Genomic DNA, 15,728 nt, shown 5'->3' with positions numbered 1-15,728 from the left:
ATGGCGCAGCAGTATCAACCGGGGCAACGCTGGATTAGTGACAGCGAAGCAGAGCTGGGGTTAGGCACCGTTCTGGCACAGGACGGGCGCTTGTTGACCGTGCTCTATCCGGCCACTGGCGACACTCGTCAGTATGCGCTACGGAATGCGCCCCTCACCCGCGTGAGGTTCTCGCCGGGCGACAGCATCACCCATTTCGAAGGCTGGAAAATGACCGTGCAGGAAGTCGACGACGTCGACGGCCTGCTGGTGTACCACGGCCTCAATGGGCAGAACGAGCAGGTCACCCTGCCGGAAACCCAACTCTCCAACTTCATCCAGTTCCGCCTGGCCAGCGACCGTCTGTTCGCCGGGCAGATCGACCCGCTGGCCTGGTTCTCGCTGCGCTATCACACCCTGGAACACACCAGCCGCCAGTTGCAGTCCTCGTTGTGGGGCCTGGGTGGCGTGCGTGCGCAGCCTATCGCGCACCAACTGCACATCGCCCGTGAAGTCGCCGACCGTATCGCGCCACGGGTCTTGCTGGCGGACGAAGTGGGCCTGGGCAAGACCATCGAAGCCGGCCTGGTGATCCATCGCCAACTGTTGTCGGGCCGCGCCAACCGCGTGTTGATCCTGGTTCCGGAAAACCTGCAGCACCAATGGCTGGTGGAAATGCGCCGCCGTTTCAACCTGCAGGTGGCGCTGTTCGACGAAGAACGTTTTATCGAAAGCGATGCCACCAACCCGTTCGAAGACACCCAGCTTGCGTTGGTCGCCCTGGAGTGGCTGGTCGACGACGAGAAGGCCCAGGACGCGCTATTTGCCGCCGGCTGGGACCTGCTGGTGGTCGACGAAGCCCACCACCTGGTGTGGCATGAAGACAAGGCCAGCCCCGAGTACGCGCTGGTCGAGCAACTGGCCGAAGTGATTCCCGGCGTGCTGCTGCTCACCGCCACCCCGGAGCAATTGGGCCAGGACAGCCACTTCGCGCGCCTGCGCCTGCTCGACCCGAACCGCTTCCATGACCTCGCCGCCTTCCGCGCCGAGAGCGAGAACTATCGCCCGGTGGCCGAAGCCGTGCAGGAGCTGCTGGACAAGGGTCGCCTGTCCCCTGCCGCACACAAGACCATCCAGGGTTTCCTCGGCGACGAAGGTGAAGCCCTGCTCACCGCCGTCAACGATGGCGACACCGAAGCCAGCGCGCGCCTGGTGCGTGAGCTGCTCGACCGCCACGGCACCGGCCGTGTGCTGTTCCGCAACACCCGCGCCGCCGTGCAGGGTTTCCCGGAGCGCAAGCTGCATGCCTACCCGCTGCCGAACCCGGACGAATACCTGGAGCTGCCGCTGGGCGAACACGCCGAGCTGTACCCCGAAGTCAGCTTCCAGGCGCAGCCGGACGTCGAAGAAGAAAATCGCTGGTGGCGCTTCGACCCTCGGGTCGAATGGCTGATCGACCAGCTGAAAATGCTCAAGCGCACCAAGGTCCTGGTGATCTGCGCCCACGCCGAAACTGCCATGGACCTGGAAGACGCCCTGCGCGTACGCTCCGGCATTCCGGCCACGGTGTTCCACGAGGGCATGAACATCCTCGAGCGTGACCGCGCCGCCGCCTACTTCGCCGATGAAGAGTTTGGCGCCCAGGTATTGATCTGCTCGGAAATCGGCAGTGAAGGCCGCAACTTCCAGTTCTCCCATCACCTGGTGCTGTTCGACCTGCCGTCCCACCCCGACCTGTTGGAACAGCGCATCGGCCGCCTGGACCGGATCGGCCAGAAACACGTGATCGAACTGCACGTGCCGTACCTGGAAACCAGCCCGCAAGAGCGCCTGTTCCAGTGGTACCACGAAGCGCTGAACGCGTTCCTCAACACCTGCCCGACCGGCAACGCCTTGCAGCATCAGTTCGGCCCGCGCCTGCTGCCGCTGCTGGAAAACGCCGACGACGGCGAGTGGCACGCCCTGATCGACGAGGCCCGTGCCGAGCGAGAGCGCCTGGAAGAAGAGCTGCACACCGGTCGCGACCGCCTGCTGGAACTCAATTCCGGCGGCGCGGGTGAAGGTGATGCCTTGGTCGAAGACATCCTCGAGCAGGACGACCAGTTCGCCCTGCCGATCTACATGGAAACCCTGTTCGACGCGTTCGGTATCGACAGCGAAGACCATTCGGAAAACGCGCTGATCCTCAAGCCCAGCGAAAAAATGCTCGACGCCAGCTTCCCCCTGGGCGACGACGAAGGGGTGACCATCACCTACGACCGTAACCAGGCACTGTCCCGTGAAGACATGCAGTTCATCACCTGGGAACACCCGATGGTGCAGGGCGGCATGGACTTGGTGCTGTCCGGCTCCATGGGCAACACCGCCGTGGCGCTGATCAAGAACAAGGCGCTCAAGCCGGGCACCGTGTTGCTGGAACTGCTCTACGTCAGCGAAGTGGTTGCCCCGCGCTCCCTGCAACTGGGCCGTTACCTGCCGCCGGCCGCCCTGCGCTGCCTGTTGGATGCGAACGGCAACGACCTGTCCAGCCGCGTGTCGTTCGAAACCCTCAACGACCAGTTGGAAAGCGTGCCACGCGCCAGCGCCAACAAGTTCGTGCAGGCCCAGCGCGATCAACTCACGCCACGGATCAACGCCGGTGAAGAGAAGATCACTCCGCGCCACGCCGAGCGTGTGGCCGAGGCCAAGCGTCGCCTGGCGGCGGACACCGACGAAGAACTGGCGCGCCTGACGGCGTTGCAGGCGGTCAACCCGACCGTGCGTGACAGTGAGCTGGTGGCCCTGCGCAATCAGCGCGAGCAAGGTTTGGCCATGCTGGACAAGGCGGCGCTGCGGTTGGAAGCAATTCGGGTGTTGGTGGCGGGTTGATCACCGCCCTGCCCTGTTAAATGAAAAAGACCCGCGCAATGCGGGTCTTTTTCATTGGCCTTGGAGGCCCCATCGGGGCAAGCCCCCTCCCACAACTGATCGGTGATCGACATGACAGCACCGTCAAATGTGGGAGGGGGCTTGCCCCCGATGGCGTCACCTCACTATCAGGCCGTTGCAGCAGCAGCCGGCACCTCAACCGTCCCCAACCCATCCTTCATCCGCTTGGAATCGCGCACAAAACTGCGCGACGCCTGGAACAGGAACAGCATGGTCAGGAACAACGCCACCGGAATCAGGTACATGGCATCGTGCAATCCCACCGCCTTGTAAGCCTCGGTCATCTGCTGCGCCCCCGCTGCATACATCGCCGAATGGGCAAAGTAGTCAGATAAGCCACCCACCACGATCGGCCCCATCCCGCCGCCCAGCAAATACAAGCCTGCGAAGAACAGCGCCATCGCCGTGGCCCGCAGGCGCGGCTCGACCACGTCCTGAATCGCTGTGTACACGCAGGTGTAGAAGTTGTAGGCAAACAACCAGCCCACGCTGAACAGCGCCACGAACACACCAATCTCGATGCGCCCGGCGTGCAAAGCCCACGCGGTGGTCACGGTAGAGATGATCAGACTGAACGCCGCAAACAAGAGACGGCCATTGGCGACCCGCTGATGGATCTTGTCGGCAACCCAGCCGCCCAGGGTCAGGCCCACCAGGCCGGTCAGGCCGACGATCACCCCGGTGGCGACCGCAGCGTCCTGCAAGGGCATCAGGAAGTAACGCTGCAACATCGGCACCAGGAACGAATTGCAGGCGTAGGTGGCGAAGTTGAAGCACAACCCCGCCAACACCAGCCACAGGAAGGTCGGCACCGCCAGCACGCGACGGATCGGGCGGTCGACACGCTCCTGGGAAACCTGCACGGTTTCTGCCGCGCCGCGCTTGGGCTCCTTGATATAGAACATGAACACCGCCAGGATCAACCCCGGCACAGCGGCGATAAAGAACGGAGCGCGCCAGCTGTCGAACGCCTTGACCATCCAACCGATGGTGAAGAATGCCAGCAGCAACCCCAACGGCAGGCCCAGCATGAAGATCCCCATGGCCCGCGCACGGCGGTGTGCCGGGAACAGATCGCCAATCAGCGAGTTGGCGGCCGGCGCATAGCTGGCCTCACCAATACCGATGCCCATGCGCACCAGCAGAAACGTCCAGAAACTGCCGACCAGGCCATTGACCGCCGTCAGCCCGCTCCAGGCGAACAGGCCCCAGCCCATCAGTTTGCTGCGTGAGCCGGTGTCGGCCAGCCGCCCGAGCGGTAGCCCGGCAATCGCGTAGACGATGGTGAAGGCGGTGCCGATAATACCGAGCTGAAAGTCGCTCAGGTGCCATTCCATGCGGATTGGCTCGATGATGATCGCCGGGATGGTGCGGTCGAAGAAGTTGAACAGGTTGGCGAGGAACAGCAGGAACAGAATGCGCCAGGCATTCGCCGCTTGGGTCGAGTTCTGCATGGGTCCGTCTCTTTTATTGTTATGAGAGCTGCGATGCCCGATGCATCCTGCCCGGTACCAGCAACATAGTCAGGCAGGGCCCGGTTGTCTGTAATGATTCGTAAAGCTGATAGGGCATGATTTCGCCCGGCAACACGGGACTTTCCCCACAAAAATATAAGTGCGCGCCCCCCTTCCCAACGGCCATGGCACGGATAGAATGGCGAGCCTTCCGTAGCATCCCCAACCTACTTTTCTTATTGATGACGCCCATGTCCGAAGCCAGTCCGTGTCTGAATTGCGGTGCCTGCTGTTCACACTTTCGTGTGTCTTTCTTCTGGGGTGAGTGCGCCTCGTCGGGGGGCACGGTGCCCGATGACCTGGTGGTGCAGATCAACCCGACCCGCGTTGCAATGATCGGCACCGACCAGAAACCCGCGCGCTGCTGCAGCCTTGAGGGCGAAGTGGGCCAGGGCACCCGTTGCACGATCTACGAACAGCGCTCAAGCGTGTGCCGCGAGTTCGAGTCCTCGTGGTACGAGGGCGTGCACAACGCCGATTGTGATGCAGCCCGTGCCGCCTTTGGCTTGGCACCGCTGGAACAGCCTTTGGAACTGGCGTTGCCGATCAGCGCTTAGCATCAAACGCTATGGACGGCATGCCAAAATCGTAGCAAAGCAAAATGCCATTATTCCTTGCGCATTCTCCTATGCTTCTATACTCGACCTCATAGGTCATCGCCTCAGGCAGTGACGTGACTCTATGACGGGACATGCTATGGAATGGCTAGGTCTGCATTTTTTTACCGAGCTTCCAGAGAGCGGGCACTTATTACTCAATTGCAGTCATAACCCCTTCCTGGTGCTGCTCGCCTATCTGGTCGCTTGCGCGGCCGGCTTCGGTACGCTGGACATGGCCGAACGTGTCGGCCATGTCGAGGACGCTACCGCCAGACGTCATTGGCGCTGGCTCGGCGCCGGTTGCCTGGCAGGCGGGATCTGGTCCACCCATTTCATCAGCATGCTGGCCTTCCAGGCCCCCATCGCAATCCACTACGAATTATTGATGACGTTTGCTTCGCTGTTGATTGCGTTGGTCGCCTCGTTGTTCGCCATGCAAACCCTCAGTCATTCCAACCTGCGTTTCCACCAGTACCTGCTGGCGTCGGTGTGGATGGGCATCGGCATCGCATTGATGCACTACGTCGGCATGTCTGCCATGCGCTCACAGGCCCAGGTCTATTTCGAGTCCGGACTGTTCATGGCCTCGGTGGGCATCGCCATCGGTGCCAGCCTGTCTGCGCTGTTGCTGTCGAGCTACCTGCGTACCGGCGCCGGTGTGTTCCATCAACTGCTCAAGTACGCTGCCAGCCTGGTACTCGGCGCCGGGATCCTGAGCATGCACTTTACCGGCATGGCGGCCATGCGACTCATCGTTCCCACCGGGGCCGACCTTTCGTTACCCCTGGATAACAACCCCATTCAACTGGGCCTGTCGGTGGCCGTTATCACCCTGCTGGTGATCGGCAGCAGCATCAGCGCCGCCCTGGCGGACAAGAAACTGCAGCACAAGGAACGCGACCTGCGGCGGGTCAACGCCCTGCTCAGCGAACTGGACCAGGCCCGAGCATCGCTGCAACAGGTGGCGCATTACGACGCCCTCACCAGCCTGCTCAATCGCCGCGGCTTCAACCAGATCTTTGCGGAGAAGCTCGCCGAAAAAACCGCGTCCAACGGCATGATGGCGGTGATCTTCCTCGATATCGACCACTTCAAGCGCATCAATGACAGCCTCGGGCATGACGCCGGCGACCAGTTGCTCACCGTGCTGGCCGGGCATATCAAGGGCTCGGTACGCAGCCACGCGGATGTGGTGGCGCGCTTTGGCGGCGATGAATTCTGCATCCTGATCAGCATCCACCACCGCGACGAAGCGCGGCACCTGGCCCAACGCATCATGCAGCAGATGAAAGAACCCATCGAACTGGCCGGCCGGCGCATGGTGATGACCACCAGTATTGGCATCAGCCTGTTCCCCGACGATGGCCTGACCTGCGAAGAGCTGCTGAAAACCGCCGACCTGGCGCTGTACCAGTCCAAGGACGCCGGGCGTAACAACCTGAATTTCTTCAGTTCCAACCTGAAGACCCGCGCGTTCCTCGAACTGCAACTGGAGGAAGAACTGCGCAGCGCCCTGCGCACCCGCAACCAACTGGTGTTGTTCTATCAACCGATCTTTGACATGAAACTCGGCAAGGTCACACGCCTGGAAGCCTTGGTGCGCTGGCAACATCCCCAGCATGGGTTGCTGGCGCCGGACCGGTTTATCGGTATCGCAGAAAGCAACGGGCTGATTGCCGAACTGGACCACTGGGTATTGCGCCAGGCCTGTCATGACCTGAGCCTGCTGTCTGACCGGGGCTACACCGATCTGACCATGGCGGTGAACTGCTCGGCCCTGAACCTGGCCCGTGACGAGCTGGCGGACGAAATCGAAGACGCCTTGCGCTTCAGTGGCATCGGCGCGAACCGCCTGGAACTGGAAGTCACCGAAAATGCACTGATGGGCAACATCAGCAGTACCCTGGCGTTACTGCGGCAAATCCGCGCGCTGGGCGTATCGCTGGCCATCGACGACTTTGGTACCGGCTACTCTTCCCTTGCCTACCTCAAGCGCCTGCCACTCAACACGTTGAAGATCGACCGCTCGTTTATCCAGGATATTCCCAGGTCCACCGCCGATATCGAGATTGTCCAGGCGGTTATCGGCATGGCCCATACCCTGCACCTGGAAGTCGTGACCGAAGGCGTGGAAACCCAGGCCCAGTTCGAGGTGCTGCTCAAGCATGGCTGCGATTTCGTCCAGGGTTACCTGCTGAGCCCGGCGGTGCCGGCCAGTGACATCGTTGGTGTGATGCAAGGCATCAACATGCGTAACCCGCTACACACAACCAGTACGCTGGCCGCCAAAGACATCAGTGCACCAAAGGAACCTGCCCCGGGTCGCGGTGGGTCCACGTCCATCGTCAGGCCAATTCGCTGACGCCGAATCTTTGGCATTTCGCCATCATTTGCCTAAAGAACTCCGACGAACGGCCGATTCACCAGAGTCCGGCCGTGTTTTCCCTGAAATCAAAGGGGTAAAACCCAATCGTCCAGGACAAGGACGCACTGCAAAGTCGCGAACACCCATTCCGTGATGGCCCCTTGATCTGTTTCAGCCATCCGCCCAGGCACATGGCGCACAATGACTTCTAAAAATAACTCTGCCACCGTGGTATCCGACGTATTGCTCCCAGCTCCTGCGGACACACCCCCAGGTTCAAAGTCATTGAGCACCGCCCGCCCGCTGGCCACCCAGCAATACCTGTACTTCACCGAAACCAATACCGACCGCATCCTCGACAACCTCGACGGCCTGCGCGACATGGTGTTCCCGCGCCCGCCCCACCTGGAAGGCGACAGCGACCCGCGCAACGAACAGGAATTCCCCTCGGTATGCCTGATCGGCCTGGGCCGCTGCGGTTCGAACATCGCGCTGGACGTAGCGGAACTGGTGTACAACGCGCGCAAGTTCTACCTGAACGAATTCAGCAATGAAGATAAGTCACAGGACAAGGGTTACAGCCCGGCCCAGTGGATCCGCAACAACCTGCGCCTGGGCAGCGGCAAGGCCAGCAAACCGGTATTCCTCGTCGAGCCGCTGGTGATGCTGGGCGACCTGGACAAGGACATCGCCGGACGTATCCGCTTCTCGCGCAAGGGCGAGAAAAGCGGTTTCCTGCGCGACTACAGCAAGATGAAAATCATGGACCTGTCGGAAGTCCATGCTGGCGGCGCCGGTAACGCGCCAATCCTCGGCCAGTACCTGGCCAAGATCATCCTGAACAAAGACACCCAGCGTTTTTCCAGCCCCGACTGGAAGATGATCCACTCGTACCTGATCGACTCCTGCGGTATCAAGGCCAACCAGTCGCGCCTGTACTTCTCGATCTTCAGCGCCGGCGGCGGCACGGGTTCAGGCATGGCCTCGGAATTCGGCCTGGCCCAGCAACACTCGTACATGAACAAGACCTTCGACACCAAGCCCGCCGATGAGCACGACAGCAAAAGCGGTCACGCCTTTGTGTTCGAGCCGATCTTCACCAGCGGCATCTGCGTGCTGCCGAACATTTCCGACCACCGCAGCGAAATGTCCGAGGCGCTGCACATCAACGCCGGGCGACTGCTGTGCAAATACCTGTCGGAAGAATGGGATTTCTCGTACAACTTCGCCAATGAAGACAGCAGCGAAGCCAGCGTGAAGGGACGGATCCGGCCGTGGAACGCGATGATGCTGATCTCCAATGACATCATGCGTTATGCCGAAGAAAGCGATGACGGCAATATCCAGAACATTGACGTCAATGCCATGGAAAAACACGCCAACCAGTATATTTCCCAGCAGATCTTCAACATCCTCACCGCCCAGGCCGTGACCACCGACTACGACCAGAACTACTTCCGGCGCGCTGGCATCGACATCGGCGAAACCATTCGCCTGGATGCCAACGACCTGTTCATGAGCCTGGCCGGCCCGGTGGCGATTGCCTACGCCGAGTCCGTGGTCCCGGAAACCCCGGCGCCGTCGAACGACAAGTTCAAGGTGTTCGAGAAAGAGCCGCAGCGCCTGAACATCGACGATCTGTTCTTCCGTTCCATCGACCTGCCGCACTTCAACAAGGTCACCCAGGCCATCGAAGGCATCAGCCTGTTGCCGATCGAATCCAAGCGCTACAAGGCGTCCCTGGAACAGTACAAGAACTCTGGCTACGACGCCGCCGCGCTGCATGACCTGCACTTCTTCAAGAACTGCTCGTCGGTGGTCTCGATTGTGTCGCTGCCCAAGGACTACAAGCTGTCCTACATGGACCTGAATCGGCTCAAGACCCACCTCAACAGCCTGTTCCCCAACACCACGCTCAAGCGCTACGCCCTGGTGATCGGCGCCTCGGCCAACCTGTCGCTGACCACCCTGATCGCCAAGAGCCCGTGCCTGTCGGATGACTTCCTCACATTGATCGTGGCCTTCATCAAACGCTGTTTTGCGCGCAACCCGTACCGCTTCGATGACACGCTGGATAACTCGATCCTGGACTTCATCATCCACGAGGACTTCGACGAAGATCGTATCGACGAGTTGCTCAACGAGTTCGAGAACCCGGCGAAGATCCTCGATACCAACTGGTACGCGATCAAGCCGATGTATGAGAAGAAGTACCGCGAGCTGATCAACGACAAGGAGAAGTTCGTGTCGATCAATGACATTCGCCTGTCACGGGATTGCGTGAAGAAGGCGATCAAGTACCTGCGTGAGATCTACCGCCACCGAATTGGCAAGACCAAAGTTATCTCCTTGAACAACCATACCGGCAAGACGGCTTAGACCGAGGCGCGCCCATCGCAGGCAAGCCAGCTCCCACACTTGGAATGCATTTCAAATGTGGGAGCTGGCTTGCCTGCGATGACGGCCTGTATTGCAAAAAAATGTATAGCCTTGCCACACCACGAAACAATTCTGCAGCCGTTTAGCCACCCGCCCAACTGTTCCCGTGACGCGCACGTCACCCTCGGCTGTGACCTTTCTCTACGGCAAGATGCCATCACCGCCTCAGCGGTTACTCCGCTACACACTTACCGCGGCAAAAAAGACGCACCTTTTTCGTGCGGGCTTTTATTGCGCCGCCCTTTCCTGGATCAGAATCCACGGCGAAACCACCACCGCCCACAGGCTCGGATCGCGCTCCACCAGGTCCAGCGCCCGCGTCGCAGACACTTCGCCAAGGCTCCCCGCAGCCAGCCACCCGGCGACTTTGTCGCGGTTATCCTCGGCCATGCCTTCGGCCGCTTCGATCAAATCCAGGCCAGCGTCGACCCACAATAGGGCACCCTTGGCAAAGAACGGCTCAAGCTCCTTCCAGGAAATTTCGGCAGTTTCACCGAGCAGCTTGGCATAGAGGGTGCTAGGTTCTTGCGTCATGGGAGTTCACCTGAATAAAAAATCGGCGCAATCATAACGTCGAGCGTCAGGCAGAAAAACCCAGTTGCAAATGCGTCATCGATTGAAAGGGTCAGGAAAGCCAAGGATTGCCCGGAACTCTGGCATCACCCCGCCGCAATTCTGTCTTTTTCTTTCATTTAAGCGACATACCCGGGTTTTGCCCCCAGCAGCCAGCTTTTCAAGCGATCAACCGGCGCTCTACACTGTACCGGTACAGTTGCCAGGGCACTGCCGGGGGGATATCCGAGATATCTGATCCGGTTCTGCAGCTCACAAGGCCGCTAGAACTATAAAAAATACAACAGTAAGAGTGGAGCACTATGAATAAGGCTACTAAGCAGATTTCCAAACTGTTTGCCGCTATGGTCCTGGCTGGGGTTGCCGGCCATTCGTTCGCAGCCGACACCATCAAGATCGGTATCGCAGGTCCTAAAACCGGTCCTGTGACGCAATACGGCGACATGCAATTCATGGGTGCCAAGCAAGCCATCGCCGACATCAACGCCAAGGGCGGCGTCGACGGCAAAATGCTTGAAGCCAAGGAGTACGACGACGCTTGCGATCCTAAACAAGCCGTTGCCGTGGCCAACAAAGTGGTCAACGACGGCGTCAAGTTCGTGGTCGGCCACCTCTGCTCCAGCTCCACTCAGCCAGCCTCCGACATCTATGAAGACGAAGGCGTGATCATGATCACCCCGGCTGCCACCAGCCCGGAAATCACTTCCCGTGGTTACAAACTGGTCTTCCGCACCATCGGCCTGGACAGCGCCCAAGGCCCTGCGGCCGGTAACTACATCGCCGACCACGTGAAGCCAAAAGTCGTTGCGGTCATTCACGACAAACAGCAGTACGGTGAAGGCATCGCCACCGCCGTTAAACAGACCCTCGAGAAGAAAGGCGTGAAAGTTGCCCTCTTCGAAGGCATCAACGCCGGCGACAAAGACTTCGGTTCGCTCATTCAGAAGCTCAAGCAAGCCAACGTCGACTTCGTCTACTACGGCGGCTACCACCCTGAGCTGGGTCTGATCCTGCGCCAAGCCAAGGAAAAAGGTGTGAACGCCAAGTTCATGGGCCCGGAAGGTGTCGGCAACGACTCCATCTCGCAAATCGCCCAGAACGCTTCCGAAGGCCTGCTGGTTACCCTGCCGAAGTCGTTCGACACCGATCCGGCCAACAAGGCCATCGTTGAAGAGTTCACCAAGAACAAGCAGGACCCTACCGGTCCGTTCGTGTTCCCGGCCTACTCGGCTGTTGAAGTCATCGCCGGCGGTATCGCTGCCGCGAAGTCCGAAGACACCGCCAAAGTGGCTGCGGCCATCCACGCTGGCACCTTCAAGACCCCAACCGGCGACCTGAGCTTCGACGCCAAGGGCGACCTGAAGGACTTCAAGTTCGTGGTCTACGAATGGCACTTCGGTAAACCAAAAACCGAAGTTTCCCCTCAGTAAGCCAGGCGTTACTGGTCCAACAAGCCCACTGTGAGAGCAGTGGGCTTTGTTTTACGAGGTTTATGGGCCTGACACCCGCGATCCGGGCGCTGGCTCACCTGAAAATCTTAAAACCGTCACCAGCGGTTCGCTGGCAAACGCTTTGTGCAAATGTGCTCACAGAACACAGCACGGGGCCGGAACATGACTCCACCAGTGAAATGCGTATCGGGTTTTTAGGAGCGCTGTAATGCCTGAGATCTATCATTTTTTCCAAACGCTGGTTAACGGCATGACCGTTGGCAGCACCTATGCCTTGATAGCCATTGGCTACACAATGGTTTACGGCATCATTGGAATGATTAACTTCGCCCATGGCGAGGTGTACATGATTGGCTCCTACGTGGCCTTCATCGCCCTTGCCGGGCTGGCCATGCTGGGTATCCACTCCCTGCCGCTGTTGATGACCGCTGCGTTCCTTGCATCGATCGTCGTGACCAGTGCCTATGGCTACAGTATCGAGCGTGTTGCCTACCGTCCCTTGCGTGGCAGCAACCGTTTGATCCCGCTGATTTCCGCCATCGGCATGTCGATTTTCCTGCAGAACACTGTACTGCTGTCCCAGGACTCCAAGGACAAGTCCATTCCCAACCTGATTCCGGGGAGCTTCTCCTTCGGCCCGGGTGGCGCACAAGAAGTGCTGGTTTCGTACATGCAGGTCCTGGTCTTCGTCGTCACCCTGGTGGCGATGCTGGGCCTGACCCTGTTCATCTCCCGCTCCCGTCTGGGGCGTGCCTGCCGGGCCTGCGCCGAAGACATCAAGATGGCCAACCTGTTGGGCATCAACACCAACAACATCATTGCCCTGACCTTCGTGATCGGTGCTGCGCTGGCCGCCGTCGCGGCGGTGCTGCTGAGCATGCAGTACGGCGTGATCAACCCCAACGCCGGTTTCCTGGTAGGCCTAAAGGCTTTCACCGCGGCGGTATTGGGCGGCATCGGCAGTATCCCGGGCGCGATGCTCGGTGGCCTGGTGCTGGGTGTGGCTGAAGCCTTTGGTGCCGATATCTTCGGTGACCAATACAAGGACGTCGTGGCGTTCGGCCTGTTGGTTCTGGTGCTGTTGTTCCGTCCGACCGGCATCCTGGGCCGTCCGGAGGTTGAGAAAGTATGAGCAGATATCTTAAATCGGCGTTTTTCAGCGCCTTGCTGGTATGGGCCGTGGCCTTCCCGGTACTCGGCCTCAAGCTGAGCATTGTCGGCATCAACCTTGAAGTGCATGGCACAGGGCCCGTCACCCTGACCGTCATCGCCCTGTGTTCGGTGCTGATGTTCCTGCGCGTGTTGTTCAGCGATCAGTTCAATGCCTTGCTCAAGAGCAACCGTGGTCCGTTGGTATCGCCCAAGGTCAGCCAATTCCTGACCCTGCCGCGCACCCAACGCTACATCATCATTGCCCTGATCATCGCCGCGTTGATCTGGCCGTTCTTCGGCTCGCGCGGTGCGGTCGACATCGCCACCCTGATCCTTATCTACGTGTTGCTGGGCCTGGGCCTGAACATCGTGGTGGGCCTGGCCGGCCTGCTCGACCTGGGTTACGTGGGCTTCTATGCCGTGGGTGCCTACACCTATGCGCTGCTCTCACATTACCTGGGCTGGAGCTTCTGGATCTGCCTGCCACTGGCTGGCATGGCGGCGGCGACGTTCGGCTTCCTGCTGGGCTTTCCGGTGCTGCGCCTGCGCGGTGACTACCTGGCGATCGTGACCCTGGGCTTCGGTGAAATCATCCGCCTGTTCCTGCGTAACCTCACCGATATCACCGGTGGCCCCAACGGCATCAGCAGCATCCCCAAGCCAACGTTCTTCGGGCTGTCGTTCGACCGTTCCGCCGCTGAAGGCATGCAGACGTTCCACGAGTACTTCGGGATCGACTACAACCCGGTGAGCAAAGTGGTGTTCCTGTACCTGGTGGCGCTGCTGCTGGCACTGGCCGCCCTGTTCGTGATCAACCGCCTGCTGCGCATGCCCATCGGCCGTGCATGGGAAGCGCTGCGCGAAGATGAGATCGCCTGCCGCGCACTGGGCCTGAACCCGACCATCATCAAGCTCTCCGCCTTTACCCTGGGCGCTGCGTTCGCCGGTTTCGCCGGCAGCTTCTTCGCCGCGCGCCAAGGCCTGGTGACCCCGGAGTCGTTCACCTTTATCGAGTCGGCGATCATCCTCGCCATCGTGGTACTGGGGGGCATGGGCTCGCAACTGGGCGTGATCCTCGCGGCGATCGTGATGATCCTGCTACCGGAAATGATGCGTGAGTTCAGCGAATACCGCATGTTGATGTTCGGCGCCATGATGGTGCTGATGATGATCTGGCGTCCTCAAGGTTTGCTCCCGATGCAACGCCCACACATGGAGTTGCGCAAATGAGCCGCGAGATCCTGAAAGTTGAAAACTTGAGCATGCGCTTCGGCGGCTTGCTGGCGGTCAACGGCGTGGCCCTGACCGTGAAAGAGAAACAAGTAGTCGCGCTCATCGGCCCCAACGGGGCCGGCAAGACCACGGTGTTCAACTGCCTCACCGGCTTCTACAAGCCGAGCGGTGGCAGCATCCTGCTGGACGGTCAGCCGATCCAGGGCCTGGCCGGTCACGAGATCGCCCGCAAGGGCGTGGTGCGGACCTTCCAGAACGTGCGCTTGTTCAAGGACATGACGGCGGTCGAGAACCTGTTGATCGCCCAGCATCGTCACCTGAACACCAACTTCTTTGCGGGACTGTTCAAGACCCCGGCGTTCCGCAAGAGCGAGCGCGAGGCCATGGAATACGCCGAGTACTGGCTGGACAAGGTCAACCTCACCGAGTTTGCCAACCGCCCTGCTGGCACCCTGGCCTACGGTCAGCAACGTCGCCTGGAAATCGCCCGCTGCATGATGACCCGTCCGCGGATCCTGATGCTCGACGAACCGGCCGCCGGCCTGAACCCCAAGGAAACCGAAGACCTCAAGGCGCTGATCAGCGTGTTGCGTGAAGAAAACAACGCCACGGTGTTGTTGATCGAACACGACATGAAGCTGGTCATGAGCATTTCCGACCACATCGTGGTGATCAACCAGGGCACGCCTTTGGCCGACGGGACACCGGAGCAGATCCGCGACAATCCTGAAGTGATCAAAGCCTATTTGGGGGAAGCGTAAAATGCTGCAATTCGAAAACGTTTCCACTTTCTACGGCAAGATCCAGGCCCTGCACAGCGTCAACGTGGAAGTGCGCCAAGGTGAGATCGTCACGCTGATCGGTGCCAACGGCGCCGGCAAGTCGACCTTGCTGATGACCTTGTGCGGATCGCCCCAGGCCCATAGCGGCAGCATCCGCTACATGGGTGAAGAGCTGGTGGGGCAGCAGTCGTCCCACATCATGCGCAAAAGCATTGCGGTAGTGCCGGAAGGCCGCCGCGTGTTCTCGCGCCTGACGGTCGAAGAAAACCTCGCCATGGGCGGCTTCTTCACCGACAAGGGCGACTACCAGGAGCAGATGGACAAGGTGCTGCACCTGTTCCCTCGGCTCAAGGAACGCTTCAGCCAGCGCGGCGGCACCATGTCCGGCGGCGAGCAGCAAATGCTCGCCATCGGCCGGGCGCTGATGAGCAAGCCCAAGCTGTTGCTGCTGGACGAACCTTCCCTGGGCCTGGCGCCGATCATCATCCAGCAGATCTTCGACATCATCGAACAACTGCGCAAGGACGGTGTGACGGTGTTCCTGGTGGAACAGAACGCCAACCAGGCCTTGAAGATTGCTGACCGCGCCTATGTGCTGGAAAACGGCCGGGTGGTGATGCAGGGCACGGGCGAGCAGTTGCTGACCGATCCGAAGGTACGTGAAGCGTACTTGGGCGGGTAATCGTTCTGCTCCTGAAAACGGCCTTTACAGG

11 protein-coding genes are annotated in these 15,728 nt (G+C 60.1%); 9 read left to right on the top strand and 2 right to left on the bottom strand.

From position 1 onward, the window contains the following. The gene (gene rapA / locus BM017_RS03435) at positions 1-2,847 is read left to right on the top strand and encodes an RNA polymerase-associated protein RapA (RefSeq protein ID WP_092241256.1); all 2,847 of its coding nucleotides are present in this window, start codon (positions 1-3) and stop codon (positions 2,845-2,847) included. 167 nt (positions 2,848-3,014) lie between these two features. Here the strand turns inward: rapA and BM017_RS03430 are convergent, their stop codons facing one another. Then, on the bottom strand, positions 3,015-4,361 hold the full coding sequence (locus BM017_RS03430; RefSeq protein ID WP_092241254.1) for a spinster family MFS transporter: 1,347 nt from the start codon (positions 4,359-4,361) through the stop codon (positions 3,015-3,017). A gap of 251 nt (positions 4,362-4,612) precedes the next feature. Between BM017_RS03430 and BM017_RS03420 the strand changes: the two genes are divergently transcribed. The 3 genes from BM017_RS03420 (at position 4,613) to BM017_RS03410 (ending at position 9,764) form a co-directional block, all read left to right on the top strand. Then, positions 4,613-4,978 carry a YkgJ family cysteine cluster protein gene (locus tag BM017_RS03420; protein WP_071488855.1) on the top strand — a complete coding sequence of 122 codons (366 nt, stop codon included), beginning with the start codon at positions 4,613-4,615 and terminating at the stop codon, positions 4,976-4,978. 139 nt (positions 4,979-5,117) lie between these two features. After that, positions 5,118-7,382, top strand: coding sequence for a putative bifunctional diguanylate cyclase/phosphodiesterase (locus tag BM017_RS03415; RefSeq protein WP_092241250.1), 2,265 nt, complete (start codon positions 5,118-5,120; stop codon positions 7,380-7,382). Between the two features lie 204 nt (positions 7,383-7,586). Then, positions 7,587-9,764 carry a hypothetical protein gene (locus BM017_RS03410; RefSeq protein WP_071488853.1) on the top strand — a complete coding sequence of 726 codons (2,178 nt, stop codon included), beginning with the start codon at positions 7,587-7,589 and terminating at the stop codon, positions 9,762-9,764. Between the two features lie 288 nt (positions 9,765-10,052). On the opposite strand, the gene BM017_RS03405 is transcribed toward BM017_RS03410, so the two are convergent. Then, positions 10,053-10,358: a DUF2288 domain-containing protein gene (locus BM017_RS03405; RefSeq protein WP_092241248.1), complete on the bottom strand. Its 306-nt coding sequence runs from the start codon at positions 10,356-10,358 to the stop codon at positions 10,053-10,055. 341 nt (positions 10,359-10,699) lie between these two features. On the opposite strand from BM017_RS03405, the gene BM017_RS03400 reads away from it, so the two are divergent. The 5 genes from BM017_RS03400 to BM017_RS03380 all read left to right on the top strand — a co-directional run bounded on the left by BM017_RS03400 (position 10,700) and on the right by BM017_RS03380 (position 15,697). Beyond that, the gene (locus tag BM017_RS03400) at positions 10,700-11,827 is read left to right on the top strand and encodes a branched-chain amino acid ABC transporter substrate-binding protein (protein WP_058425228.1); all 1,128 of its coding nucleotides are present in this window, start codon (positions 10,700-10,702) and stop codon (positions 11,825-11,827) included. 229 nt (positions 11,828-12,056) lie between these two features. After that, positions 12,057-12,980, top strand: coding sequence for a high-affinity branched-chain amino acid ABC transporter permease LivH (gene livH / locus BM017_RS03395; protein ID WP_071488852.1), 924 nt, complete (start codon positions 12,057-12,059; stop codon positions 12,978-12,980). Next, positions 12,977-14,230 (top strand): high-affinity branched-chain amino acid ABC transporter permease LivM, encoded by a 1,254-nt coding sequence (locus BM017_RS03390; RefSeq protein WP_058425230.1) that lies wholly within the window; start codon positions 12,977-12,979, stop codon positions 14,228-14,230. The genes livH and BM017_RS03390 overlap by 4 nt, the downstream gene beginning before the upstream one ends. Next, entirely contained in the window at positions 14,227-14,994 is a 768-nt protein-coding gene (gene livG / locus BM017_RS03385) for a high-affinity branched-chain amino acid ABC transporter ATP-binding protein LivG (RefSeq protein WP_016975067.1), read from the top strand. Before BM017_RS03390 ends, livG begins: the two co-directional genes overlap by 4 nt. A gap of 1 nt (position 14,995) precedes the next feature. Then, positions 14,996-15,697: an ABC transporter ATP-binding protein gene (locus tag BM017_RS03380; protein ID WP_017844798.1), complete on the top strand. Its 702-nt coding sequence runs from the start codon at positions 14,996-14,998 to the stop codon at positions 15,695-15,697. Positions 15,698-15,728 lie beyond the last annotated feature (31 nt).

Source organism: Pseudomonas sp. NFPP04 (assembly GCF_900113815.1).
Lineage (GTDB): Bacteria > Pseudomonadota > Gammaproteobacteria > Pseudomonadales > Pseudomonadaceae > Aquipseudomonas > Aquipseudomonas extremorientalis.
This window is presented reverse-complemented; position numbering and strand designations above follow the sequence as displayed.

What these genes read in the sequence shown, in the direction of transcription:
- BM017_RS03405 (WP_092241248.1), bottom strand. Translation starts at nt 10,358, where the DNA reads ATGACGCAAGAACCTAGCACCCTCTATGCCAAGCTGCTCGGTGAAACT.
- BM017_RS03430 (WP_092241254.1), bottom strand. Translation starts at nt 4,361, where the DNA reads ATGCAGAACTCGACCCAAGCGGCGAATGCCTGGCGCATTCTGTTCCTG.
- rapA (WP_092241256.1), top strand. Translation starts at nt 1, where the DNA reads ATGGCGCAGCAGTATCAACCGGGGCAACGCTGGATTAGTGACAGCGAA.
- BM017_RS03400 (WP_058425228.1), top strand. Translation starts at nt 10,700, where the DNA reads ATGAATAAGGCTACTAAGCAGATTTCCAAACTGTTTGCCGCTATGGTC.
- BM017_RS03410 (WP_071488853.1), top strand. Translation starts at nt 7,587, where the DNA reads ATGACTTCTAAAAATAACTCTGCCACCGTGGTATCCGACGTATTGCTC.
- BM017_RS03415 (WP_092241250.1), top strand. Translation starts at nt 5,118, where the DNA reads ATGGAATGGCTAGGTCTGCATTTTTTTACCGAGCTTCCAGAGAGCGGG.
- BM017_RS03380 (WP_017844798.1), top strand. Translation starts at nt 14,996, where the DNA reads ATGCTGCAATTCGAAAACGTTTCCACTTTCTACGGCAAGATCCAGGCC.
- BM017_RS03420 (WP_071488855.1), top strand. Translation starts at nt 4,613, where the DNA reads ATGTCCGAAGCCAGTCCGTGTCTGAATTGCGGTGCCTGCTGTTCACAC.
- livH (WP_071488852.1), top strand. Translation starts at nt 12,057, where the DNA reads ATGCCTGAGATCTATCATTTTTTCCAAACGCTGGTTAACGGCATGACC.
- livG (WP_016975067.1), top strand. Translation starts at nt 14,227, where the DNA reads ATGAGCCGCGAGATCCTGAAAGTTGAAAACTTGAGCATGCGCTTCGGC.
- BM017_RS03390 (WP_058425230.1), top strand. Translation starts at nt 12,977, where the DNA reads ATGAGCAGATATCTTAAATCGGCGTTTTTCAGCGCCTTGCTGGTATGG.